This window comes from Pseudoxanthomonas sp. Root65 (genome assembly GCF_001427635.1).
In the GTDB taxonomy this organism is placed as follows: domain Bacteria; phylum Pseudomonadota; class Gammaproteobacteria; order Xanthomonadales; family Xanthomonadaceae; genus Pseudoxanthomonas_A.
Window position 1 is genome coordinate 594,987 of the sequence record NZ_LMHA01000001.1, and the last position, 22,506, is coordinate 617,492.

The 22,506-nt window shown below is 66.5% G+C and carries 26 protein-coding genes; 5 read left to right on the plus strand and 21 right to left on the minus strand.

Annotated features, from left to right (window positions below; genetic code table 11):
• Window positions 1–12 precede the first annotated feature (12 nt).
• The 4 genes from ASD77_RS02695 to ASD77_RS02710 are packed head-to-tail and all read right to left on the minus strand — an operon-like array spanning window position 13 to window position 3,344.
• Window positions 13–1,224 (minus strand): TrbI/VirB10 family protein, encoded by a 1,212-nt coding sequence (locus tag ASD77_RS02695; protein WP_055936962.1) that lies wholly within the window; start codon window positions 1,222–1,224, stop codon window positions 13–15.
• Window positions 1,221–1,985, minus strand: coding sequence for a TrbG/VirB9 family P-type conjugative transfer protein (locus ASD77_RS02700; RefSeq protein ID WP_055936964.1), 765 nt, complete (start codon window positions 1,983–1,985; stop codon window positions 1,221–1,223). The genes ASD77_RS02695 and ASD77_RS02700 overlap by 4 nt, the downstream gene beginning before the upstream one ends.
• Entirely contained in the window at window positions 1,982–2,908 is a 927-nt protein-coding gene (locus ASD77_RS02705) for a type IV secretion system protein (protein ID WP_082563086.1), read from the minus strand. The genes ASD77_RS02700 and ASD77_RS02705 overlap by 4 nt, the downstream gene beginning before the upstream one ends.
• 16 nt (window positions 2,909–2,924) lie before the next feature.
• Window positions 2,925–3,344: a TcpQ domain-containing protein gene (locus tag ASD77_RS02710; protein ID WP_235578455.1), complete on the minus strand. Its 420-nt coding sequence runs from the start codon at window positions 3,342–3,344 to the stop codon at window positions 2,925–2,927.
• Window positions 3,345–4,026: 682 nt separating this feature from the next.
• Here ASD77_RS02710 and ASD77_RS02715 point away from each other — a divergent pair.
• The 3 genes from ASD77_RS02715 (at window position 4,027) to ASD77_RS02725 (ending at window position 6,794) form a co-directional block, all read left to right on the plus strand.
• Window positions 4,027–4,617: a hypothetical protein gene (locus tag ASD77_RS02715; RefSeq protein WP_055936970.1), complete on the plus strand. Its 591-nt coding sequence runs from the start codon at window positions 4,027–4,029 to the stop codon at window positions 4,615–4,617.
• Between the two features lie 77 nt (window positions 4,618–4,694).
• The gene (locus tag ASD77_RS02720; RefSeq protein ID WP_156383564.1) at window positions 4,695–6,350 is read left to right on the plus strand and encodes a type IV secretory system conjugative DNA transfer family protein; all 1,656 of its coding nucleotides are present in this window, start codon (window positions 4,695–4,697) and stop codon (window positions 6,348–6,350) included.
• Window positions 6,351–6,419: 69 nt separating this feature from the next.
• Window positions 6,420–6,794: a zf-TFIIB domain-containing protein gene (locus ASD77_RS02725; protein WP_055936973.1), complete on the plus strand. Its 375-nt coding sequence runs from the start codon at window positions 6,420–6,422 to the stop codon at window positions 6,792–6,794.
• A gap of 15 nt (window positions 6,795–6,809) precedes the next feature.
• Here the strand turns inward: ASD77_RS02725 and ASD77_RS02730 are convergent, their stop codons facing one another.
• From ASD77_RS02730 to ASD77_RS02775, 11 genes are all read right to left on the minus strand, one after another.
• Window positions 6,810–7,529, minus strand: coding sequence for an HAD-IB family phosphatase (locus ASD77_RS02730; protein ID WP_055940930.1), 720 nt, complete (start codon window positions 7,527–7,529; stop codon window positions 6,810–6,812).
• On the minus strand, window positions 7,529–8,323 hold the full coding sequence (trpC, locus tag ASD77_RS02735; RefSeq protein ID WP_055936976.1) for an indole-3-glycerol phosphate synthase TrpC: 795 nt from the start codon (window positions 8,321–8,323) through the stop codon (window positions 7,529–7,531). Before trpC ends, ASD77_RS02730 begins: the two co-directional genes overlap by 1 nt.
• A gap of 157 nt (window positions 8,324–8,480) precedes the next feature.
• Complete coding sequence (locus ASD77_RS02740; RefSeq protein WP_055936979.1) at window positions 8,481–8,831, minus strand: antibiotic biosynthesis monooxygenase; 351 nt, start codon at window positions 8,829–8,831, stop codon at window positions 8,481–8,483.
• A 1-nt stretch (window position 8,832) separates the two neighbouring features.
• Window positions 8,833–9,879 (minus strand): anthranilate phosphoribosyltransferase, encoded by a 1,047-nt coding sequence (gene trpD / locus ASD77_RS02745; protein WP_055936982.1) that lies wholly within the window; start codon window positions 9,877–9,879, stop codon window positions 8,833–8,835.
• 65 nt (window positions 9,880–9,944) lie between these two features.
• Entirely contained in the window at window positions 9,945–10,523 is a 579-nt protein-coding gene (locus ASD77_RS02750) for an aminodeoxychorismate/anthranilate synthase component II (RefSeq protein WP_055936984.1), read from the minus strand.
• 1 nt (window position 10,524) lies between these two features.
• Entirely contained in the window at window positions 10,525–11,340 is an 816-nt protein-coding gene (locus ASD77_RS17990) for a hypothetical protein (RefSeq protein ID WP_268793358.1), read from the minus strand.
• A 141-nt stretch (window positions 11,341–11,481) separates the two neighbouring features.
• Window positions 11,482–12,573 (minus strand): aminotransferase class I/II-fold pyridoxal phosphate-dependent enzyme, encoded by a 1,092-nt coding sequence (locus ASD77_RS02755; RefSeq protein ID WP_055936987.1) that lies wholly within the window; start codon window positions 12,571–12,573, stop codon window positions 11,482–11,484.
• Window positions 12,573–14,045, minus strand: a complete 1,473-nt coding sequence (gene trpE / locus ASD77_RS02760; protein WP_055936990.1) for an anthranilate synthase component I — start codon at window positions 14,043–14,045, stop codon at window positions 12,573–12,575. The genes ASD77_RS02755 and trpE overlap by 1 nt, the downstream gene beginning before the upstream one ends.
• 301 nt (window positions 14,046–14,346) lie before the next feature.
• Window positions 14,347–15,279: a lipid kinase YegS gene (yegS, locus tag ASD77_RS02765; protein WP_055936993.1), complete on the minus strand. Its 933-nt coding sequence runs from the start codon at window positions 15,277–15,279 to the stop codon at window positions 14,347–14,349.
• A gap of 352 nt (window positions 15,280–15,631) precedes the next feature.
• The gene (gene rpe, locus ASD77_RS02770) at window positions 15,632–16,306 is read right to left on the minus strand and encodes a ribulose-phosphate 3-epimerase (RefSeq protein WP_055936997.1); all 675 of its coding nucleotides are present in this window, start codon (window positions 16,304–16,306) and stop codon (window positions 15,632–15,634) included.
• An 8-nt stretch (window positions 16,307–16,314) separates the two neighbouring features.
• Window positions 16,315–16,644 carry a DnaJ domain-containing protein gene (locus tag ASD77_RS02775; protein ID WP_055937000.1) on the minus strand — a complete coding sequence of 110 codons (330 nt, stop codon included), beginning with the start codon at window positions 16,642–16,644 and terminating at the stop codon, window positions 16,315–16,317.
• A gap of 197 nt (window positions 16,645–16,841) precedes the next feature.
• On the opposite strand from ASD77_RS02775, the gene ASD77_RS02780 reads away from it, so the two are divergent.
• Together ASD77_RS02780 and ASD77_RS02785 are read left to right on the plus strand one after the other, a co-directional pair.
• Window positions 16,842–17,768, plus strand: coding sequence for a phosphoribosylaminoimidazolesuccinocarboxamide synthase (locus ASD77_RS02780; protein ID WP_055940934.1), 927 nt, complete (start codon window positions 16,842–16,844; stop codon window positions 17,766–17,768).
• A 178-nt stretch (window positions 17,769–17,946) separates the two neighbouring features.
• Window positions 17,947–18,426, plus strand: a complete 480-nt coding sequence (locus ASD77_RS02785; RefSeq protein ID WP_055937003.1) for an Mpo1-like protein — start codon at window positions 17,947–17,949, stop codon at window positions 18,424–18,426.
• Window positions 18,427–18,504: 78 nt separating this feature from the next.
• Here ASD77_RS02785 and ASD77_RS02790 read toward each other — a convergent pair whose 3' ends face one another.
• Genes ASD77_RS02790 through ASD77_RS02815 form a run of 6 tightly spaced genes read right to left on the minus strand, consistent with a single transcriptional unit; the run spans window position 18,505 to window position 22,505 of the window.
• Window positions 18,505–19,362 carry an NAD-dependent epimerase/dehydratase family protein gene (locus ASD77_RS02790; protein WP_055937007.1) on the minus strand — a complete coding sequence of 286 codons (858 nt, stop codon included), beginning with the start codon at window positions 19,360–19,362 and terminating at the stop codon, window positions 18,505–18,507.
• 6 nt (window positions 19,363–19,368) lie between these two features.
• Window positions 19,369–19,740, minus strand: a complete 372-nt coding sequence (locus ASD77_RS02795; RefSeq protein ID WP_055937010.1) for a Na+/H+ antiporter subunit G — start codon at window positions 19,738–19,740, stop codon at window positions 19,369–19,371.
• Window positions 19,737–20,021 (minus strand): K+/H+ antiporter subunit F, encoded by a 285-nt coding sequence (locus ASD77_RS02800; protein WP_055937013.1) that lies wholly within the window; start codon window positions 20,019–20,021, stop codon window positions 19,737–19,739. The genes ASD77_RS02795 and ASD77_RS02800 overlap by 4 nt, the downstream gene beginning before the upstream one ends.
• Entirely contained in the window at window positions 20,018–20,518 is a 501-nt protein-coding gene (locus ASD77_RS02805) for a Na+/H+ antiporter subunit E (protein ID WP_055937016.1), read from the minus strand. The genes ASD77_RS02800 and ASD77_RS02805 overlap by 4 nt, the downstream gene beginning before the upstream one ends.
• Before the next feature lie 2 nt (window positions 20,519–20,520).
• The gene (locus ASD77_RS02810) at window positions 20,521–22,086 is read right to left on the minus strand and encodes a monovalent cation/H+ antiporter subunit D (protein WP_055937019.1); all 1,566 of its coding nucleotides are present in this window, start codon (window positions 22,084–22,086) and stop codon (window positions 20,521–20,523) included.
• The gene (locus ASD77_RS02815) at window positions 22,083–22,505 is read right to left on the minus strand and encodes a Na+/H+ antiporter subunit C (protein WP_055937022.1); all 423 of its coding nucleotides are present in this window, start codon (window positions 22,503–22,505) and stop codon (window positions 22,083–22,085) included. Before ASD77_RS02815 ends, ASD77_RS02810 begins: the two co-directional genes overlap by 4 nt.
• Window position 22,506 lies beyond the last annotated feature (1 nt).

The following is a 22,506-nucleotide window of genomic DNA, read 5'->3' on the forward strand; positions in this document are numbered from 1 at the left end:
CCTGCCCGCCTGTCAGCGCATCACCGCGGAGAAGTCGACATCGCGTGCGACGTAGACATTGACGATGGTGCCCTGGTTGATCGTCACCGTCGGCGGCCGCGCCATGTTGCGATCCAGCGCCATGTTGGCCAGACGCTCCATGGTGCGTGCGGTATTGCTCTCGTAGGGATTCTGGTAGATCGCCCCATTGACGATGGCTGTCTCCTGCGGACCGTTCTTCGCGCCTGCGTACTTGAACGCATCGCTCAGCATGCTGATCAGTAGCGCCGACGAGATGCGCTGGGCCCAGTGCGCGGAGTAGTGCCCCGGATTGCCGGCCGCTCCGAGCATGTCGGTGCCAGGACTGCGCATGTTGACGTCCATGCCCGTGGGCGTAGTGATCCGGTCCCACACGATGGCGGCGCGCTCGCCGATGATGGCGTCGGAGTTGTAACTGCCCATGACCTTCGAGCCCCGTGGCAGCAACAGACGCTTGCCATTGACCGAATAGACCGGCTCGGTCACCACGCACGAGGTGTAGCCCGGCACGTCGGTTATCACACGCGATTCGAGCACGCAGCGGATGTAAGTGCCGCGCAGCAGCAGCGTGTTGGGGTTGTAGAGCGGCTTGGCGCTGGTCATGCCGTCGGGCGGTTCGCGCGGCGCGGCAGGCGCCTGTCCCTGCCCCATCAACGCGGCGTACTGCGCCATGCCGGCATCCTCCATGCCGGCGCCCGCAGCGGCCTCCGGATCGCCGCCTTCGCCGAACGTGGTGGCCATGTCGAGCATGCGGCGCTCGCGCAGTGACGGCTCCTGTCGGCCCGGCATGCCGGAGGGCATGGCCATCATGGATGCCGTCGACGGGCCCGTCTCATCGACGACCGGCAGCGGCGGCAGGTCCGGCTGGACGGGCACGGGGGGCGCCTCGGGCGGCAGCTCGGGCAGATCGCGCGGGGCGGCGGGAATGACGACCTGCTCACCCGGGGCCTTGGTGGGCGCGTCGCCCTGCTTCGACGACAGGCCGCCACTGAAGATCCAGAACACCACCAGCAGCATCAGCGCGATGATGCCTGCCAGGAAGACCAGCGCCTTGCGGTTGAGCCGCTGCACATCGGCCGAGCGCAGGTAGGGCGCGTTCGCGTCCAGGTCCGGATCGGCCTCAGGTGCCGCCCGCTGGTAAGGATTCTGCGGAACGACCCGCTCGGGGCCCGCATCCGGATGGTCGTTGGGCGTCTGGTTCGTCATTCCGGGCTCCTGCGCAGGCCCACCACGTTGTCGCCGTGGCGGATGACCAAGTAGGGATAGGTGCCGTGCACCACGATGGTGTCGTCCTGCACCGTCGAGTTGACGACGAATTCGTCACCGTCCTCGCTGTCCCGCGCGAACACCACCGGGAAGTTGCCGCTGGGGAAGCGCGTGCGGTCGCCCATGCGGATATAGGTGAAGCGGCGGTCGTCGTAGACCGTCGCCGGCACCAGCCATGTCGGGCCCCGCTTGCGCTGGGCGTATTCGTAGTTGAAGTGGTACGCCCGCCCCGGCTCGACCTCGGTGCTCAGCTCGGACGCGACTTCCTGCGGTGCGCTGGCGGTGGCGCCGGCGAAGCTGGTGTCGCCGGGATAGGCGAAGGTGATGCGGTACTGCACGCCGGCCGCACGCGCCTGGTCGAGCACGCGCCAGTCCGTGGCAACGACTTTGAGTTCGAAGATGTACGAGTGCGCGGCGGTGCGTACCAGCAGATTGGTATCCACGTCGACGTTGCGGGGCTTCAGGTAGAACACGTTGCCGCGACGGCTGATGTCCCAGCCGCCACTGAAGCCGGTGCTGAAGTCCAGGATCTCCTCGTGCGGCGAGAGCTCGATCTGGGTGGTGATGCCAAGGCCGGTGCGTACCGGATACACCTTGTCCGGCGCGTAGGTGTACTCCTCGATCACCTGCGCGAACGCAGGCAGTGTCATGAGCAGCAAGCCAAGGGCAGCCAAACGCAGCAGGGTGTCCTTCAACCTCATTGTGGCGGCACTCCAGGTCGAGTCTCTGTTTCCGATTGCTCCGCCGGCAGCGGCGCTGTCGATACTTCGTTGTCGCCGGGCACGCTCGCCGGCGCTGCAGCCGCTGCCGCTGCGGGATCCACCGCCTGTGGTGCCGCCGACGACGTTGCGGGACCCGGCGCGGCCGGCGGCACGGGGAACTCGCGCTCGGGCAAGGCTGCCGCTGCGAAGTCATCGTCCACGCGGTAGTTGGTCACGCGGAATCCGAGCGGATTGAGCAGCCGGTCCTCTTCACCCAGGCGGAGGTCGGGGTTGTAGGTGAACTCCATCGTCGCGATCTTGCTGTCCAGCGCCTGCGAGCTTCCGCGTCCCTTGTCGTAGACGCTGCGCTGGAAGCGCACGGTCGCTCCCGTCGGGCGCTGTCCGCCGGTGCCCCCGATCAGCACGATGCTGAGGATGCGGACGCGGACTGCGCGGCCGCCGCCATACAGGCGGAACGGCCGATCCGGATTGCTCTCGGAATGGAGTGCTGTGTAGGCCGGCGCCACCGCAGGCCCGGCCATCGACAACGTGGTGCGCCAGTTGCGCTGACCGATCAGGCCGGAGTCGTAGGACTCGCGGGCAAGGACGAACTGCGCCACGTTGCTCTTGTTGATGGCTTCCTCGGTGGTGACATCGCGGTCCTGGAAGTTGCCCGACAGGCGCGCCACGCTGGCGGTCCCGGTGTAGGGATCGGCCATCACCAGATACGGCACCTTCTCCTTCAGCGGCAGGAACAGGAAGTAGCCGCCTGCCAGGATCAGCGACATCACGATGGCCGACCACGCGACCAGCCAGGCGCGCCGTTCACTCTTGCGCGCGCGCTCGGCCAGCGTCAGTTCGAAGCTCACGCCCTGCGCCACGGCGCGATCGATATCGGGGGAAGAGGTCTTTTTCCTGAACATGCGCGGGCCGTCGCCTTCAGTCGCCGAGCGGCGCGGTCGGCGCCACGTCCGCCGACGGCGGCAGCGCCTGGCTCACGATGATCCGGGGGCGCTCGACGGACACCTGCACGCCCTGCTCCGCATACGCCGCCGACAGCGCGGCGGCGGCGTCCTCCAGGCTTCCCGTGCGGATGTTCGCGATGGGCGCGTGCAGCGTGTAGTCGTTCGGGTGCAGGTACGCCAGCGTGAGACGGGCGTCCTTGGCCCAGCGGCCCAGCATGGTCTTGAGCGTGCCGTCCGCGGGAGAGGCCTGGTAGATGTAGACCTGCTGCAGCGGGATGGCCTGCGGCGCCTCCGCAAACCGGTTCACCGGCCGCCAGCGCCCGTTGATATCGGCAGCCTGTGGCGTGGCGCATCCCGCGACCACCATCGGCACCATCACGACACACGACAACATCATCTTGCGAAGAACGACGTTCGGGATCACGAATCCACCTTTCTGCAATCGCCAGCAACACACGTCCGATGCGCGTTCCCGTTGGAATGCGTCACGGCACTGATGAATGTCAGCGGGTGGCAATGCACGCCTGCGCGCCGGGATCCACGACAATCCCGCGGCTATCGCCTCGCGCAGGCTACCTTCCTGCGCACTGCCCCCTGTATTCGCATCCATGCGTCAACGCTCCTTCGACACTCGTGCGACCTTTAACGCGGGTCGCACGTTCCATTCGCGTACTGCATCACGACAGTCGAGCCGAACATATCCACGCGCTTTTGCGGCGTCAACAGAATTGAAAAAGTAAACATGTGTATGTCGATCTTCAGCTACATCAAGAAACCTTGCGAAACCCTATAAAACAAGGGACTTGTTGCAATAGGATTAAATCGACACAGCAGGTTCGATCAGGAATGTGAAGGTGCGCGTGAAAACACGAACGACGTCACATCCAATGTGAAATCAATCTTCACTGCGATGAATGAAGGTGCATGCGCGCGTGTGATAACGCGCAAGAATCTATGCCATGTAGGAAATTTCCTACGCCATCGTCCGAACCGATCGCCATCGCTTGAATGAAAAACATCTGTTGCATCATGCTGGTATCGAAGTGGCGATCACGCATAGCGTGACAAGGAGCGATATGGAACCGTCGAAGATGGAGGAGTTCGTCGCCAACGCGGCATTGCTGGCGGCGCACCTGACAGACCAGTGCAACAAGGCCGCCGCCGCACAGCAGGCGGCGGCGAAGGAACTGCAGGCGTCGGCCATCGCGGTCGGCAAGACCATCGACGATGGCAGGCGCGAGATCGGTGAGCAGACACGTGGCGCCATCCACGACGCGCTGGCACAGGAGATACCCGCCGCCACCCACAGCATCGGCGAGACGGCAGCGCGATTACGCCAGGTCGCCGATCACCTGCAACAGGAGCAGGCGCAGCTCACGCAGCGCGCGCGCTTCCTCGGCTGGAAATCGCTGGGCGTGCTGTCCGTCGCCTGCCTGCTGCTGGTGGCAGGCAGCGGTTACGCGGCACGGCACAACCTGCAACGCGCGGCGCAGGCGAAGGTGGATGCGGAAGTGCTGGAAGCGCTGCAGCAGGTCACCATCACCTCCTGCAGCGGGCAGCCGTGCATCCGGCTGCAGGAGGGACTTCCCCGCTGGCAGAAGAACGATCAGTACGTACTGATCGATACGTCGGGCGAACAGGAAGCGCGCAGCACTAGCGGACGCTGAGATCGCGAGCATCGTCATGGAACAAGCGTCCGCGGGTGGCGGACGGGGAAACAGGGGGCAACGTGGGCAGTACGCGTATTCTGATCATCCTGGCACTGGCGGCCCTGGCGGCCGTCGGCGCGCTTTATCTCTCCGGCTATCTGGCCCTGCTGTTCCTCGGCCTGGATGGGGGCCTGGTCGGATGGGGCACCTACGTCGACTACCTCAGGCACCTCGACCACCCCCGCGTGCAACCGTACGCGTGGCGCATCAAGACGGCGGGCGCGCTCGGCGGCGGCATCATGCTGCTGGTCTGGGCCGCACTGTCGGTGATGGTCTACAAGTTGCGCAGCTATCGGAACCTGCACGGACGTGCGCGCTTCGCGGGCATGATCGACCTGGCCAACAAGGGCTTCCTGTCGAGCAAGGACACCGGCATCGTGGTCGGGCAAATGAACGGCAAGCTGCTGCGCCTGTCGGGGCAGCAGTTCGTGATCCTGGCGGCCCCCACGCGCTCGGGCAAGGGTGTGGGCGTGGTGATCCCCAACCTGCTCGACTACCGCGAATCCGCGGTGGTGCTGGACATCAAGCAGGAGAACTTCGATCTGACCTCGGGCTGGCGCCAGTCGATCGGGCATGAGGTGTACCTGTTCAATCCGTTCGCCGAAGACCGACGCAGCCATCGCTGGAATCCGATGACCTACGTCTCGCAGGACCCGGCCTTCCGCGTCTCCGACCTGCAGAGCATCGCCGCCATGCTGTATCCGGACGGCGACGACAAGGACAAGTTCTGGATCAGCCAGGCACGCAATGCCTTCCTGGCGTTCACCCTGTACCTGTTCGAGCGGCATGACCACGATCGCACCGCGGAACTGCCCACGCTCGGCGCCGTGTTGCGGCTGGCCTCGGGCGATGGCGGCGAGCTGAAGCCCTACCTGCAGAAACTGGTGGAAGCGCCCTTCCTCAGCGGACAGGCGCGCACGGCCTTCGCGGGCCTGCTGTCGCAGGCGGACGTGACGTTCGCGTCCATCATCGGCTCGTTCCGCGAGCCGCTGAATCCCTGGCTCAACCCGGTGCTGGATGCGGCCACCAGTGCCGATGATTTCAGGCTGGACGACGTGCGCCGTCGCCGCATGACGATCTATGTGGGCATCCAGCCGAACAAGCTGGCCGAAAGCCGGCTGATCGTGAACCTGTTCTTCAGCCAGCTGATCAACGTCAACACCAAGGTGCTGCCGCAGAACGACCCGACGCTGAAGCATCAGTGCCTGCTGCTGATGGACGAGTTCACCGCGATCGGCCGCGTCGACATCATCGCCAAGGCCGTGGCCTACATGGCCGGCTACAACCTGCGGCTGCTGCCGATCATCCAGTCGATGGCGCAGCTGGACGCGGTCTACGGCAAGGAACTCTCGCGCACCATCATCACCAACCACGCGCTGCAGATCATCTATGCCCCGCGTGAGCAGCAGGACGCCAACGATTATTCGGAGATGCTGGGCTATACCACCATCAAGCGCCGCGCCCGCACGCGCTCGCACGGCCAAGGCCGCAACGTGTCCGACAACGAGGTGCTGGAGAAGCGCGCCCTGATGCTGCCGCAGGAGCTGAAGGCGATGGGCCCGGAAAAGGAGATCGTGCTGTACGAAGGCCTCGCCCACCCCATCCTGTGCCGCAAGGTGCGCTACTACAAGGACAGTTACTTCACCAGGCGCCTGATGCCGAAGGTCGAGGTCGCGCCGCTGCGGTTGTAGCACGTCCATCCCTGGCAACAGGCGGTGAGCGGAGTAGAATCCGGCCGTCCCCCCTCCCGAGATGCCGCCATGCAATGCCCGAAATGCCAAGGTGCGATGGAACTCATCGTCGAACCCGAGGCCAGCGCGCATCGCTGCACCCGCTGCAAGGGGCTCTGGTTCGAGATGATGGCGCACGAGACGCTCAAGCACCGGGCCGAGGAGATCGACACCGGCGACCCGGCGCAGGGCGAGGAATGCAACAAGGTGGACCGGATCAAATGCCCGGTCTGCATCGGCAGGTGGGACCTGATCCGCATGGTGGATCCGCAGCAGCCGCATATCTGGTTCGAAAGCTGCAAGAACTGCTATGGCCGCTTCTATGATGCCGGCGAGTATCAGGACTTCGCCGAGATCGAGTTGGCCGACCTGATCAAGGACTGGAACGCGCCGGAGCGGATCTGAACCAGCGCGCGGCAGTCAGGCCGTGCCGGCCCCGCCGCGGTCCTTGCAGCCCCAGTTGAGGATGGGCGTGCCCGGCGGCAGCACGCGGCGGAACATGGCCACGCGTGCGGGCTTCGGATTCACCACCACCGGTGCGCGCGCCGCCTTCAGCAGCGGCAGGTCGGCACTGCTGTCCGAGTACGCCACGGCCACTTCGCCGTAGCCGCGCTCGCGCAGCATGCGCATCTTCTCCTCGTTGTGGCAGTGGCGCGTGGCCACCACCGCCCCGAGGCGCGGGCCGACGGCGGTGCCGATGACCGGTACGTCCTCGTGCGCCACGAAACTGAGGATCGCGCGTGCGAGCTCCGGCGGTGCGCCGGTGGCCACCACCACGTTGTCGCCGCGTGCCCGGTGCTCACGGAACACCTCCAGCGCGTGCGGCAGCAACCGGTGCTGCACGTCGTCGCGATGGCTGGCCACGTACTGGTCGATCAACGCATCGAAGCTGCGGCGACCGTGCAGGCCGAACGTACCGATCCAGATGTAGCCGGAAATCCCGCGCCGTCGGGTCGGCAGGAACGCCACCATCGGTCCCAGCACCACCGACGCAGCCGCAGCCACCGCCATGCGCAGCGGATTGCGCTGGATCAGCCACTTGACCAGATGGCCGCCGGAATCGCCGTCGTACAGGGTATGGTCGAAATCGAAGACCACGACCGGCGCATCGGCGCGGGGTGTCGGATAGGCAGCGTCCATCATGCGGCGAAGAATAGCTGACGCAGGGCTTCGCCGGGTTCTTCGGCGCGCATGAAGGTCTCGCCCACCAGGAACGCGTTGATGCCCGCGTCGCGCATGGTGGCGACATCCTCGGGCACCAGGATGCCGCTTTCCGTCACCAGCAGGCGGTCCTTCGGCACCGCCTCCTTCATGTCCAGCGTGGTCTGCAGCGACACCTCGAACGTGCGCAGGTTGCGGTTGTTGATGCCGACCAGCGGCACCGGCACCTGCAGCGCGCGCTCCAGTTCGTCGATGTCGTGTACTTCCACCAGCACGTCCATGCCCAGTTGCATGGCTAGGCCGGACAGGTCGACCAGTTGGCCATCGTCCAGCGCGGCCACGATCAGCAGGATGCAGTCCGCGCCCAGCACGCGCGCTTCGTACACCTGGTACGGGTCGACGGTGAAGTCCTTGCGCAGCACCGGCAGCGTGCAGGCCTCGCGCGCCTGCTTGAGGTACTCGTCCGCACCCTGGAAGAAGTCCACGTCGGTCAGCACCGACAGGCAGGCTGCGCCGCCGAATTCGTAGCTCACGGCGATGTCGGCGGGACGGAAATCCGGACGGATCACCCCCTTCGACGGACTGGCTTTCTTGACCTCGGCGATCACCGCCGGATCGCCCTGCGCGACCATCGCGTTCAGCGCATCGGCGAAGCCGCGCGTCGGCGGCGCGTCGGCGATGCGCGCGCGCAGGTCGGCCAGCGATACGCGGGCGCTGCGCTCGGCGATCTCGTCCGCCTTGCGGGCGAGGATGGTGTTGAGGATGTCGCTCATGTAGATCCTGGTTCGGTTCCCGTGCCGGCACAGGGCACGGCGCATTGTCGCATCCGCTCCCGTGCAGGAGGGGCTTCAGCCCTGGCAGGGCACGATTCCGGCGGCGATCGGACACGCCCCCGGTGCGTTGGCGACGTCCGGCCCGGTGAAGCCGCTCCTACCCGCCTTTCGTGCGGTCCCAGCCATAGGCCCGTTCGACCTTGGCCACGCGCAGCTCGAAATGGTCGTACCAGTCGCGCCGCCCTTGTTCGCGCGCGGCCGTGTGTTCGGCATGCTGGCGCCAGGCGCGGATGGCGTCCTCGCTCTCCCAGTAGGCCACGGTGATGCCGAAACCATCCGTTCCGCGCGTCGATTCCATGCCCAGGAAGCCGGGCTGCCGCGCCGCCAGTTCCACCATGCGCTCGGCCATCGCACCGTAACCGGCATCGTCGTACGCGTTGCGCTGCGACGAGAAGATCACCGCGTAGTACGGCGGCTTGGGGAGCGACGCGAATCCATCGCCGGCCATGTCATGCCCCTCTGTTCTGCCGGCCCAGCGCCTGCGTGGTGGCCACGAACTGCTGCAGCCGCTCCAGCGCCTTGCCGCTGGCGATCGCGTCGCGCGAGGCGGCGATGCCGTCCTCGATGCTCTCTGATACACCGGCCACATACAACGCCGCACCGGCATTGAGCACCACGATCTCGCGTGCGGGACCCGGCCGGTTGTCCAGCACGCCCAGCAGCATCGCTTTCGACTCGGCCGCATCGGCGACGCGCAGGTTGCGGCTGGCCGCCATCGCGATGCCGAAGTCTTCCGGATGCAGTTCGTACTCGCGCACCTGGCCATCGCGCAGCTCGCCGACCAGCGTGCCGGCGCCCAGCGACAGTTCGTCCATGCCGTCGCGGCCCCAGACCACCAGCGCGCGCTCGGCGCCGAGTTCCTGCAGCACGCGCGCCTGGATGCCGACCAAGTCGGGATGGAACACCCCCATCAGGATGCTCGGGGCGCCGGCCGGATTGGTCAGCGGGCCGAGGATGTTGAAGATGGTGCGCACGCCCATTTCGCGGCGCACCGGCGCGACCACCTTCATCGCCGGGTGATGCACCGGTGCGAACATGAAGCCGATGCCGGTCTGTGCAATCGATTGCGCCACCTGCTCAGGCTGCAGCTCGATGTCCACGCCGAGCGTCTCCAGCACGTCGGCACTGCCCGACTTCGACGACACGCTGCGGTTGCCATGCTTGGCGATCCGCGCACCGGCCGCCGCCGCGACGAACATCGAACACGTGGAGATGTTGAAGGTCTGCGAACCATCGCCACCGGTGCCGACGATGTCGACCAGGTGAGTGCGGTCGGCGACTTCCACCGTGCGCGAAAACTCGCGCATCACCGTGGCAGCGCCCGCGATCTCGCCGACGGTTTCCTTCTTCACCCGCAGGCCGGTCAGGATGGCCGAGGTCATCGTCGGCGAGACGTCGCCGCGCATGATCTGGCGCATCAGGTCCACCATCTCGTCGTGGAAGATCTCGCGATGCTCGATGGTGCGTTGCAGGGCTTCTTGGGGGGTCAGTGGCATGGTGGCTCCATAGGGTGGGCCTTGGCCCACCGGCGTGGCGATGGCGGGCCAAGGCCCGCCCTACGTCATCGTTCGAGGAAATTCTTCAGCAGGGCATGGCCATGCTCGGTCAGGATCGACTCGGGATGGAACTGCACGCCTTCCACCGGATACTCGCGGTGTCGCAGCCCCATGATCTCCTCGAAGCTGCCATCGTCGTTCTCGGTCCACGCGGTGACTTCCAGCGCCGCCGGCAGGCTGCTGCGTTCGACCACCAGCGAGTGGTAGCGCGTGGCCTCGTAGGCATCCGGCAGGCCGGCGAACACGCCCTTGCCTTCGTGGCGGATGCGCGAGGTCTTGCCGTGCATGATGCGGCCTGCGCGGATGACGTTGCCGCCATAGGCTTGCCCCAGGCTCTGGTGACCCAGGCAGACGCCGAGGATCGGCGTGCTGGCACCCAGCCGCTCGATGATCTCCAGCGACACGCCGGCTTCGTTGGGTGTGCAGGGACCGGGCGAAATGACGATGCGCTCGGGTGCGAGCTTCGCGATCTCGTCGACCGTCATCGCATCGTTGCGCACCACCTTCACCTCGGCCCCCAGCGATTGCAGGTACTGCACGAGGTTGTAGGTGAAGCTGTCGTAGTTGTCGATCATCAACAGCATGTCAAGCCGCCTCTACCTTTATCAAGTTGATAAACGCACTACACACAACCAAGAAATACCTCGCATCAGCTTGATTGAGGCTACTTTCACCGAGCAACGCATGCCTTATTCCATTCGCATCGCTGGTGTATCCGTAGAGTTTCAAGAATGCTTCTTTCAGGGAAGGATGAAGTTTTCCGTTCCTCTCAAGGCTCTTGAGCGCGTCCCCCAGCGTTGCTTTCGGCTGCCCACTTACGATCTTCGCCATTGATTCAACAGCAGATATGGCCTCTTTTATAGAGTTCCTGTAGTCCGGATTTGACCTGTCGGTGAGGTGTTCCAGAGCGCCCCTAAGGTGCGCGATCACACTTGGACTTCCTTCTCCAATGGCCTTAGAAACCTCTCCAACTTCAATCTCATCAGATATGGGAGCCAATCTTCCGTCGATGACTCTGAATCCAGAACTCTCTCGCTCAAGCGTCTTGTTTAGTAGATCCCTAATCGATCTATTGGCGGGAAACGCTCTGAGTACGAATTCAATGAAGTCGTAGACCTCATTCCACTTGCATTTGAAGAAGAATGACCGCACCTCCTCCCATACTTCACTGTAGTTGGGGGAGCCGAAACCAGAGTGATAGATCTGCCGTCTATCCACTGGCTTCTTGAAGAAGTGCCACCATAGGGCCTCTGTGAAGCGCTCGCTATCAAAGTCACTTAGACCGAAAAGCCTTCTATCTAGGACATTCCACAGACTATTGCGAAGGTCATCGTCCATGTCGTTCAACTGAACGATCGTCCTGATCGGCTTCAGACCCATGCGTTCACTAAATGTGGACATCACATCCCCTCCCTTCTACTGCAACCCCGCCAAAGAGCGCTCGCCGTCAAAAGCGAAGCCACTATCGGACGGTGTGAGCAGATGTCAATCACTGATGTTCGCGATATCGCTCTTAATGCGCCCGCGCTCGAAGTGCACAAATCAGAGCCCTTCTACCGTCGGTGTTGCGGTTGCTGTTGAAAGCCTTACCTGCAGCATGGATACAACCGAAGCGAAAGCCTCGATGGCGGACTCCGGCGTCGCCCACGACGTCATCAGGCGGATCACCGTCGTGCCATCGCCGCGCCGCTCCCAAGTCTCGAACTCGACCCACTGCTGCAGCTGCGCGACGACCGCGTCCGGCAGCACCGGAAACAGCTGGTTGCTGGGCGAATCGACCGCCAGCGGCACGCCGGCTTTCTGGAGGATGTCCCGCAGGCGCTGCGCCATGACGTTCGCATGGGTCGCCAGCACGAAGTACAGGCCGTCCTCGAACAGCGCCTCGAACTGCGCGCCGACCACCATGCCCTTGGCCAGCATTGCACCGCGCTGCTTGATGACATGGCGGAAGTCGGTACGCAGCCCCGGATTCACGATGACCAGCGCCTCGCCCAGCAGCGCGCCGTTCTTGGTGCCGCCGATGTAGAACGCATCGGCCTGCCCGGCCAGCAGGGCCAGGTCGACGTCGTTGCCTTCCGTCGTCAACGCCGAGGCGAGGCGCGCGCCGTCGATGTAGAGCAGCAGGCCGCGATCACGGCAGAAGCCGCCCAGCGCCTGCAGTTCCGCCGCGCTGTAGACGGTGCCCCATTCGGTGGTGTTGGAGATGTAGACCAGCCGCGGCTTCACCATGTGCTCGCTGCGGTGGCCGTCGAGGCACGGCAGGATCAGCTCGGGGCTCAGCTTGCCGTCCGCCGTGGCCACCGTCAGCACCTTGTGGCCCGAGGCTTCGATGGCGCCCGTCTCGTGCGTGGCGATGTGGCCGCTCGCCGGTGCGATCACCGCTTCGTGCGGGCGCAGGAAGGCGGCCAAGGCCACCAGGTTGGTCTGCGTGCCGCCGGCCAGGAAATGCACATCGGCATCGCGACCGAGCCGGTCGCGGATCAGCGCGGCGGCGCGCTCACTGTGCACGTCCAGGCCGTAGCCGCGGTTGATCTCGGCGCTCGCCACGGCCAGTGCCTGCAGCAGGCGCGGATGCGCGCCCTCGCTGTAATCGTTGCGCAGGCTGATCTTCGCGTTGGCGGTCGCCACATCCATCACAAGCCCCTCGCGGCTTCGGCCACGGCGCGGAACAGCGCGCGACCCTTGTTCATCGTCTCGTCCCATTCCTTCTCGGGATCGGAGTCGTAGACGATGCCGGCACCGGCCTGCACGTGCAGGCGGCCGTCCTTGATGACGGCGGTACGGATGGCGATGGCGGTATCGGCGTCGCCGTGCCAGCCGATGTAGCCGATGCTGCCGGCATAGACATTGCGCTTGATCGGTTCCAGCTCGCGGATCACTTCCAGCGCGCGGATCTTCGGCGCGCCGCTGACCGTGCCGGCCGGGAATGTCGCACGCAGCACGTCGGCGTAGCTGAGGCCGGGCAACAGCTTGCCGGTGACCTCGCTGACGATGTGCATCACGTGGCTGTAGCGCTCGATGACGAACTGTTCGCCCACCTGCACGGTGCCGGCTTCGGACACGCGACCGGTGTCGTTGCGGCCCAGGTCGATCAGCATCAGGTGCTCGGCGCGCTCCTTGGGATCGGCCAGCAGTTCGGCTTCCAGCGCCACGTCCTCATCGTGCGTCTTCCCGCGCGGGCGGGTGCCGGCGATCGGGCGCACGGTGACCTCGCCCTGCTCCAGCCGCACCAGGATCTCCGGCGACGAGCCCACCACCTGCACATCGCCGACGTCCAGGAAATACATGTACGGCGAGGGATTCAGTGCGCGCAGCGCGCGATACACATCCACCGGCCGCGCATTGAACGGCACACTCAGGCGCTGGCTCAGCACCACCTGGAAGATGTCGCCGGCGCGGATGTATTCCTTCGACTGCTCGACCGCCGCGATGAAACCGTCGTGGGTGAACCCGGAGACGAAGTGGCTCTCGTCCAGCACGTCGCGGGTGATCGGCGCGGGATACGAACCGGGCTGGCGCAATTTGGTCGTGAGCACATCCAGTCGCGCCTGCGCCTGCTCCCACGCTTCCGGTGCGCGCGGGTCGGCGTGGACGATCAGGTACAGGCGGCCTTTGAGGTTGTCGAAGACGGCCACTTCTTCCGACAGCATCAACAGGATGTCGGGGGTGTCGAGTTCGTCGGGCTTCTCGCCGCTCGCCAGCCGCGGCTCGATGTAGCCGATGCACTCGAAGCCGAACCAGCCGACCAGGCCACCGGTGAATCCGGGCAGGCCTTCGAGTTTCGGCACGGCATACGCGGCGCGCAGGGCTTCGACTTCGGCGAACGGATCGGCGACCTCGCGCGTCTCGATCAACTCGCCGTGGTCGTGGATCTGCAGCGTGTGCCCGCGGAAGGTCGCCACGCGGCGCACCGGCAGGCCGATGATGGAATAGCGGCCGAAGCGTTCGCCGCCTTCCACCGACTCGAACAGGTAGGTATGCGGCGCGTCGGCGAGTTTCAGGTAGACCGAAAGCGGCGTGTCCAGGTCGGACAGCACTTCACGGACGACGGGGATGCGGTTGAAGCCTTCAGCAGCGTACTGCTGGAACTGGGCGTGCGGGATCAAGCGGGCTTTCCTTCCGGGACACGGTGGCGGTACGGGCGACGGCTACGGGCCACCATCGCCAGCCAGGGCGTGCGGAATCTTTGGAAAGCGGGAGCGCGGGATGGGACACGGGGCTACTTTACCCGAGGCATCGGCCCGACGACCACTGGAAAACGCAGGAATTGTTTCCGTCATCCCCGCGATGGGGCGACCCAGTGACTTCATGTCGTTGAAAAGCCAAGACGCTGGGTTCCCGCCTGACCAGACGTGCGTCTGTTGAAAGCCGCGGGAATGACGGGCAAGGGAGCGTCTTCAGCGCGTTCTATGGTTGCAGACGCAACGGACAGCCCGCAGGCAGATGCATGCGCACGCGGCCGGGGACGCACTCGATGCGGAAACGCCGCGACTGCACCGGCTCGCCGTCCAGGTTGAGGGTCAACGGCTGGTCGGCCTCCAGTTCCACCCACGGCAGGCGGGTGCGGGTGGCGACGCGGTCCAGCGCCGCATGCTTGCCTTCCTTGACCAGCGTCCCGAGCGTGGCGGCGACTTCCCCGGACAGTTCCGGAACGATGGTCAGGTCCAGCAGGCCGTCATCGACCAGCGCATCCGGACACAGCGCCTGCCCACCGCCAGCCTGGCGCCCGTTGCCGATGCCCAGGGCAATGAAATCGCCCTGCCAGTCGAAGTCGGGGCCGTGCACGCGCGCGGTCATCGGCTCGATGCGGCCGAGCCGGGCGACGCCGGTGATCAGGTAAGCCAGGCCGCCGAGCATCTTCTTCAAGCCCTCGTCGGTTTCCACGGTCACTTCGGTACCGAAGCCGCCGCTGGCCAGGTTGGCGCACCAGTGCGTGCCGTCTCCGGTATCGATGCGCAGCAGGTCGAGCGGCACGGCGGCCGCGTCGCGGACGAGCTGCAGCGCGGCCAGCGCTTCATCCGGAATGCCCGCGGCGGTGGCGAAATCGTTGGCCGTGCCCAGCGGCACCAGTCCAAGCGATGGCAGCGCCTCGGCGGTCTCGCCGCGATGGGCGAGCGTCGTGGCCACCTCGCTCAGGGTGCCGTCGCCACCGGCGGCGATGACGGTCGCCACGCCGTCGGCGATGGCCTCGGCGACGTAGCGGTCTGCATCGCCGTCCTCCCACGTCACCCGCACGTACAGTGCGATGCCGTCCCCGCGCATGGCCTGCACGGCCTTGCGCAGGTCATCGTCGCCGGCGGATTTGCCGTTGAGGATCAGGCGCCAGCGGGGGGAGGTCATGGGCGATTCCTTGAGGGACGCGCGAGCATAGCGGGTGCGGGGGTGGGAGCGACGTGAGTCGCGAACATCGTGGCCGGAACCCACGGCGGATGAGGGATCGCGTTGACCGACTGAAAAGCTCGCGACTTACGTCGCTCCCACAACGTGCCTCCCCTTGTCACGGACCCGTCATAGTCGGTCCGTAGTGTGGAAGGCCATAGCAGGGACGATGGGCGGAGGCAGGATCAGCCTCCAATCTTCCGGGGCGGTGGCGAAAGCCATCGCCCTTTTCCATGGCCGCAGAGCGGAGCCTGCTCCGCTGGCGCGACATGTGCGTCCGCAGAAAGCCGGGCAAGCCCGGCGCCAGGCAGGATCAGCCGCGCGCTTCCGCCACGGCGTGGCGCATGCGATCGATCACGTCCCTGTAGTCCGGCGCATTGAAGATCGCCGAGCCGGCGACGAAGGCATCCGCGCCCGCCGCGGCGATCTGGGCGATGTTGTCGGCCTTCACGCCGCCGTCGATCTCCAGGCGGATGTCCTTGCCGGTCTTGTCGATCATCGCGCGCACCGCGCGCAGCTTGTCCAGCGCCGACGGAATGAACGCCTGCCCGCCGAAGCCCGGGTTCACCGACATCAGCAGCACCAGGTCCAGTTCCGGCAGCACCCAGTCCAGCACCTCGACCGGCGTGCCGGGGTTGAGCACCAGGCCGGCCTTGCAGCCCAGCGACTTGATCAGCTGGATGGTGCGGTGCACGTGCTTCGAGGCTTCGGGGTGGAAGCTGATGATGCTGGCGCCGGCTTCGGCGAAGTCCGGCACGATGCGGTCCACCGGCTCCACCATCAGGTGCACGTCGATCGGTGCGGTGACGCCGTGCTTGCGCAACGCGCTGCACACCAGCGGGCCGATCGTCAGGTTGGGCACGTAGTGGTTGTCCATCACGTCGAAGTGCACCCAGTCGGCGCCGGCCTTCAGCACGTTGTCGACTTCCTCGCCCAGGCGGGCGAAATCGGCGGACAGGATGGACGGGGCGATGATGCAGTTCGACATGGAGGGGCTCACTTGCGCTTGCGCAGGGTCTTGATGCGGTCGTAGGCGGCATTGATCTCGCGCGCCTTCTGTTCGGCGTGGTCGCGCAGGTCTTCCGCGGCACCGGCCATCTTGTCGGGGTGGTACTGCGAGATCAGCCGGCGGTAGGCCTGGTCGATCTCGGCGTCGCTGGCATCGCTGGTCAGGTCGAGCACGCGGTACGGGTTGTCGCGGCTGAGCTTGAACCAGTCCTGGTCGAAGGCGTGGCCGATGATCAGGCCCACCAGTCCGCCCAACGGATGGCGCATCAGCAGCCAACCGGCCACGAATCCCAGCAGTTTTCCGTACCAGCGCTTCATTCGGCCCGCCTTCTCCGGCAATCGCGGCATTTTACGGCACACGGCGGCCCCAAGCGCCGTACACTACGCGGCCCGGTACGGTACCCGGCCCCGCAGCAGCGGGTGGAGGCCACCCCGGGATGCGGGCGCACGGCCAGCCGCACGCCCCCACGACGCTGTACGCCTCGCTGGTTTCCGGAACTCCCCAAGGAGTGTTTGTGCCCACGACGTTGCTCCAATCCGATCTGCCCGGCCTCCCCCTGCGCCACCGCGGCAAGGTCCGCGACGTGTTCGACCTGCCCCGCGACCGCCTGCCCGCCGATGCGCCCGAGGGCGATTGCCTGTTGATGGTGGCCACCGACCGCCTGAGCGCGTTCGACGTGGTGCTGCCCGACCCCATTCCCGGCAAGGGCGAGATGCTCTGCCAGATCTCCAATTTCTGGTTCGCCAAGACCGCGCACCTGATGCCCAACCACCTGACCGGCATCGATGTCGCGTCGGTGCTGCCGGCCGGCGTGGACGCCTCGCTGTACGCCAGGCGTGCGGTGGTCACCAAGAAGCTCAAGCCGGTGCCGGTGGAAGCCATCGCCCGCGGCTACCTGATCGGCAGCGGCTGGAAGGACTACCAGCGCACCGGCAAGGTCAGCGGCATCGAACTGCCCGACGGCCTGCGCCAGGCCGAGAAACTGGCCGAACCGATCTTCACCCCGTCGACGAAAGCCGCCGTGGGCGATCACGACGAGAACATCGACTTCGACGCCATGGTGAAGACCGTCGGCGCCGAACTGGCCGAACGCGTGCGCGACGCCACCCTGCGCATCTACCGCTTCGCCGCGGATTTCGCCGCCGAGCGCGGCATCCTGCTGGCGGACACCAAGTTCGAGTTCGGCACGGATGAAGACGGCCGCCTCTACATCATGGACGAGATGCTGACACCGGATTCCTCGCGCTACTGGCCCGCGGACCAGTACGACGTCGGCACCAGCCCGCCGAGCTACGACAAGCAGTTCGTGCGCGACTACCTGGAAACGCTGGACTGGAACAAGATCGCCCCCGGCCCGTCGCTGCCGGCCGAGGTCATCGAACGCACGCGCGCCAAGTACGCCGAAGCGCTGCAGAAACTCGCCGGCATCGTCGTCGACTGAGCTGAAGGGTCTTGTGGGAGCGACGTCAGTCGCGACGAAGGCTGACTGCACACCCCATCGCGACTGACGTCGCTCCCACCACCGCGCCCGTCCACTGGCCTGACGGCCGGCCCGGCAACCCCTCCCGGGCTGGGGTATGCTCCATACCCTGCCGCATTGCCATCCTCGGGAGGGATGAATGAACGCGACCGCGCAACGTCCGGTGGACCGCTGGTTCGCCAGCTATTCCGGTGATCACGTCAACGAGACCAACCAGCTGATCCATGTCTTCGCCGTGCCGGCGATCCTGTGGACGGTGGTGGCGCTGCTCTGGTGCATCCCGGTGTTCGGCACCTGGGTGAAGTCCGGCGCGTGGGCGGCGATCGCGATGTTCGGCGCCTGGATGTACTACTACAAGCTGTCGCGCCCGCTGGGCTTCGGCATGCTGGCGATCTTCATCGCCATGGCATGGCTGACCCGCTGGCTGGAGTCGCTGCTGGGCCTGCAGAACCTGCTCTATCTGGCCATCGCAGTCTTCGTGCTGGCCTGGATCGCACAGTTCGTCGGCCACAAGATCGAAGGCAAGAAGCCCAGCTTCCTGACCGACCTCACCTACCTGCTGATCGGCCCGGTGTGGGTGCTCAGCAAGTTCTACCGGAAGATGGGCTGGCGGTACTGACTGGAGCCGAGCGTCCTCGGCGGATGCCGTGCAGGGCAGCGCCCTGACGCCGCGAAGAGCAGCGGAGCAAGCTCCGCTCTACGAACCCACCGCACGCTTGTCGACGATGAAAGTCCGCGGCGCGTAACCGAAGTCGTTGCGCGCCGGCGCGGCATCGAACACCAGGTCCTCGCGCATGCGCGCCACCGCGTCGTCGGTGAGTCCGCGCATCACGCCCGCCGCGCGGGCCAGCGACAGCGCTATCCCGAACACCGGCTTCGGCACCTGCCATAGCGTCCGCGGCGGATCGAGCGCCGCCAGCGTGCGTGCCACCATCTCGCGGTAGACCAGTGTTTCTCCGCCGGGCAACGCGTAGGCCCGCCCGTGCGTGGCGGGCACATCCACCACGGCGAGCGCTGCGTCGGCGAGATCGTCGACATGCACCGGCTGGCGTTTCCCGTCCGCGCCGCGCGGCAGCGCGAAGAAGCCCATCCGCCGCGCCATCGCCGCGATCCGCGCCAGCGTCTGGTCGCGGCCGGCGCCATAGACCAGAGTCGGGCGCAGCACCGTGGCCGCCGCCCCCTTCGATGCCGCCGTCTCGAAGACGAGCTGCTCGGCAGCCTGGAGACGGGCGACGATGTCGCGTTCGTACGCATCGCCCGACGCCTGCTTCGTATCGAGGCTGGTGGAACCGAACGCGACCACGCGCGGCGTGGCGACCTGCCCGCGCGCGTACCACTGCGCGAATCCGTCCAGCGGTCCGGTGCTGAAGACCCCATCGACGGCGTCAGGCAATCCCGCGATGCCGGCGAACTCGCCCGTCAGCCAGCGTACGTTCGACGACGACGCGCGCGGCGTGCGCGATACCGCGAACACCTGCCACGCCGACGCCGACAGCCGCGCCAGCAGCGCCTCGCCGATCTGCCCACTGGCACCGAACACGAGGGCGGTACGCATCGCGGATCAGGCGGCCGGACCGGCGTCTTCGTCGACCGCATCGACGGGCTGCGTCGGCTCGCCCCCGGGCATCGGCGGCCGCTCGGCCATGTGCAGCGACAGGGCGGCCTTCGCCATCAGGTGCGCGCTGATCGGCGCGGTGATGAACAGGAAGGCGGTGATCAGCAGCTCGCGCGGTTGCGGATCGGTACCGCCCAGGGCGTGGTAGCCGACCGAGGCGACCAGCATGCAGCCCACGCCCAGCGTGCTGGCCTTGGTGGGGCCGTGCAGGCGCTTGAAGAACTCCGACAGCTTGAGCAGGCTGAAGGACCCGACCAGGATGAAGAAGCTGCCCACCGCCAGCAGCAGTACCAGCAGGATGGCGAAGACCCAGTTCATTCGACGATGTCCCGGCGCAGCACGTACTTGCTCAGCACCACCGTGCCGACGAAGCCCAGCATCGCGATGATCAGCGCCGCCTCGAAATAGACCGCCGTGCCCAGGTACATGCCGAACAGCACCAGCAATGCGATCACCGAAACGAACAGGGTGTCCAGCGCCAGGATGCGGTCGGGCACGCTGGGGCCGCGCACCAGCCGGACCAGCGCCAGCAGCATCGCCAGCCCCACCACATGCATCGAGCCGACGATGGCGTACATCACCAGTTCCGTGGGTGTCATGGGAAGATCTCCCTCAGCGGCGCCTCGTAGCGCGTCTTGATCTGCCGGATCACCGCGTCGGCGTCGTCCAGGTTCAGCACGTGCACCAGCAGGTGGCGGCGATCGTCCGACAGCGCCGACGACACCGTGCCCGGCGTCAGCGTGATGATGCTGGTCAGCGCCGCGATGCCATGGATGTTGTCGATGTCCAGCGGCACCCAGATGAAGCCCGGCCGGATCTTCCGCTCGGGACCCAGCACCTGCAGCGCCACGGTGACGTTGGCCTGCACGATATCCAGCAGCAGCACGCCCAGCATGCGCGGCACGCTGCGGAGGCGGCCGATGCTGGCGAACTCACGATCCAGCCGCGCCGCGAACGGCGGGATCAGCAGCGCCAGCAGCAGCGCCAACGCCACGTGGCCGGCGCTGACGTCGTCGTTCATCAGCAGCCAGAAGCAGAACACCGTCGCGCTCAGCGGCAGCGACGGCAACCAGCGCTTGCGCCATGTCGCGGCCATGCTCAGGGCTCCCTCAGGATCGGCGCGGCGGTGCGCACGTGGTCGACATAATCGCCCGGCGCCTGCAGCTGCGCCGCGGTGGCGCGCGTGTAGTCCAGCACCGGCGCGGCGGCCAGCACCAGGGCCATGCCGTAGGCCAGCAGCAGGACGATGGCCATCGTTTCGAGCGGGCGCGAAGGCGCGGACACCAGGTCCTGCTCCGGCGTATAGGCTTCCAGCTTCCGTACGCCCGCATCCGGCCATGGCTCGACACGCCAGAACAGCCGCGTTCCCGCGCGCGCCAGGCCGACCAGCATCAGGAAGCTCGTGCCCAGCACCAGCGCCCAGATCCACAGCGTGCGCGGGCCGGCCGGCACCGCCTCCAGCAGCAGCAGCTTGCCGATGAAGCCCGACAGTGGCGGCAGGCCCGCCAGCGAAACCGCGGCGACCAGGAACAGCAGGCCGGGCACGGTCTTGTCCGGCAGTGCGGCAATCAGGTCCTTGCGGTCGCTCGCGCGGCCGCGGCGGCGACGGATCAGGTCGGCGAGCAGGAACAGCGCGGCGCCGGCGAAACTGCTGTGCACCAGGTAGTACAGCCCCGCGCCGATCGTGCCGGTGGTGTGCAGCGAGAAGGCGACGAACAGCGTGGCCGCCGAGCCCAGCACCAGGTACGCCGCCAGCGCGCGCAGCCGGACCGCCGCCAGCACGCCCAGCGACGCCAGCACCAGCGTCACCGCGCCCAGCACCAGCAAGGCAGGCCAGGCGAAGCCGTCCAGCGGCCCCGACGCACCGAAGCTCAGCGTGCCCAGCCGCAGCACGGCGTACAGGCCCACCTTGGTCATGATGGCGAACAGGCCGGCGACCGCTGCCGGCGCATGCGTATAGGTCTCGGGCAACCAGAAGTACATGGGCAACAACGCGGCCTTCGCGCAGAACACCACGAACAGCAGGCCCGCTGCCGCCTGCACCAGCGCCACGTCGCCCGGCGGCAGCTGCGCCACCCGCACCGACAGCTCGGCCATGTTGAGCGAGCCCAGCAGGCCGTACAGCAGGCCCAGCGCCACCAGGAACAGCGTGGATGCCGCGATGTTGAAGGTGACGTAATGCAGTCCGGCGCGCATCCGTTCGCCACGCCCGCCGCTGAGCAGCAGGCCGTACGAGGAAATCAGCAGCACTTCGAAAAAGACGAACAGGTTGAAGATGTCGCCGGTGAGGAACGCGCCGTTCAAGCCCATCAGCTGGAACTGGAAGAACGCATGGAAGTGCGGGGCGCGGCGGTCCCAGCCGGCGCAGGCATGCAGCAGGCAGGCCGCCCCCAGCAGCAGCCCGACCAGCAGCATCAGCGCCGACAGGCGATCGACCATCAGCACGATGCCCAGCCGCGCCGGCCAGTCGCCGAGCAGGTAGACCGAGACCTCGCCGGATCCCGCCGACGCCACCAGCACGCCGACCACGGCCAGCATGGCGGCCAGCGAGGCCCACGCGACGATGCGCTGCGGCAGCATGCCGAAGCGCCGGTGCTCGAAGAACAGCACGATCGCGGCGGCGAACAGCGGGATCAGGATCGGCAGCGCCGGCAGATGGTTCATGCGTGCGGCTCCGCCTCGTCGGCCTTGGCGGCATCGCGGGCTTCTTCATGCCGGCGCTGTTCGCTGGCGAGGAACTCGCGCTCGGCCTTGCTGCCGTCGACGTGGTCGCTGTCGTTGTCGCCGCGGCTGCGGATCGACAGGACGACTGTTACGGCCGTCATGGCGAAGGCGATCACGATGGCGGTCAGCACCAGCGCCTGCGGCAGTGGGTCCGTGTAGTTCGCCAGCGTCGGCGCCACGCCCTCGCGCAGCACTGCCGGTTTGCCCGGCAGCAGCCGGCCACCGCTGAAGATCAGCAGGTTGGTGGCGTACGAAAGCAAGGTCAGCCCGAGGATGACGTCGAAGCTGCGCGCGCGCAGCAGCAGGTACACCCCGGCCGCGGTGAGGATGCCGATCGCGCTTGCCATCGCCAGTTCCATC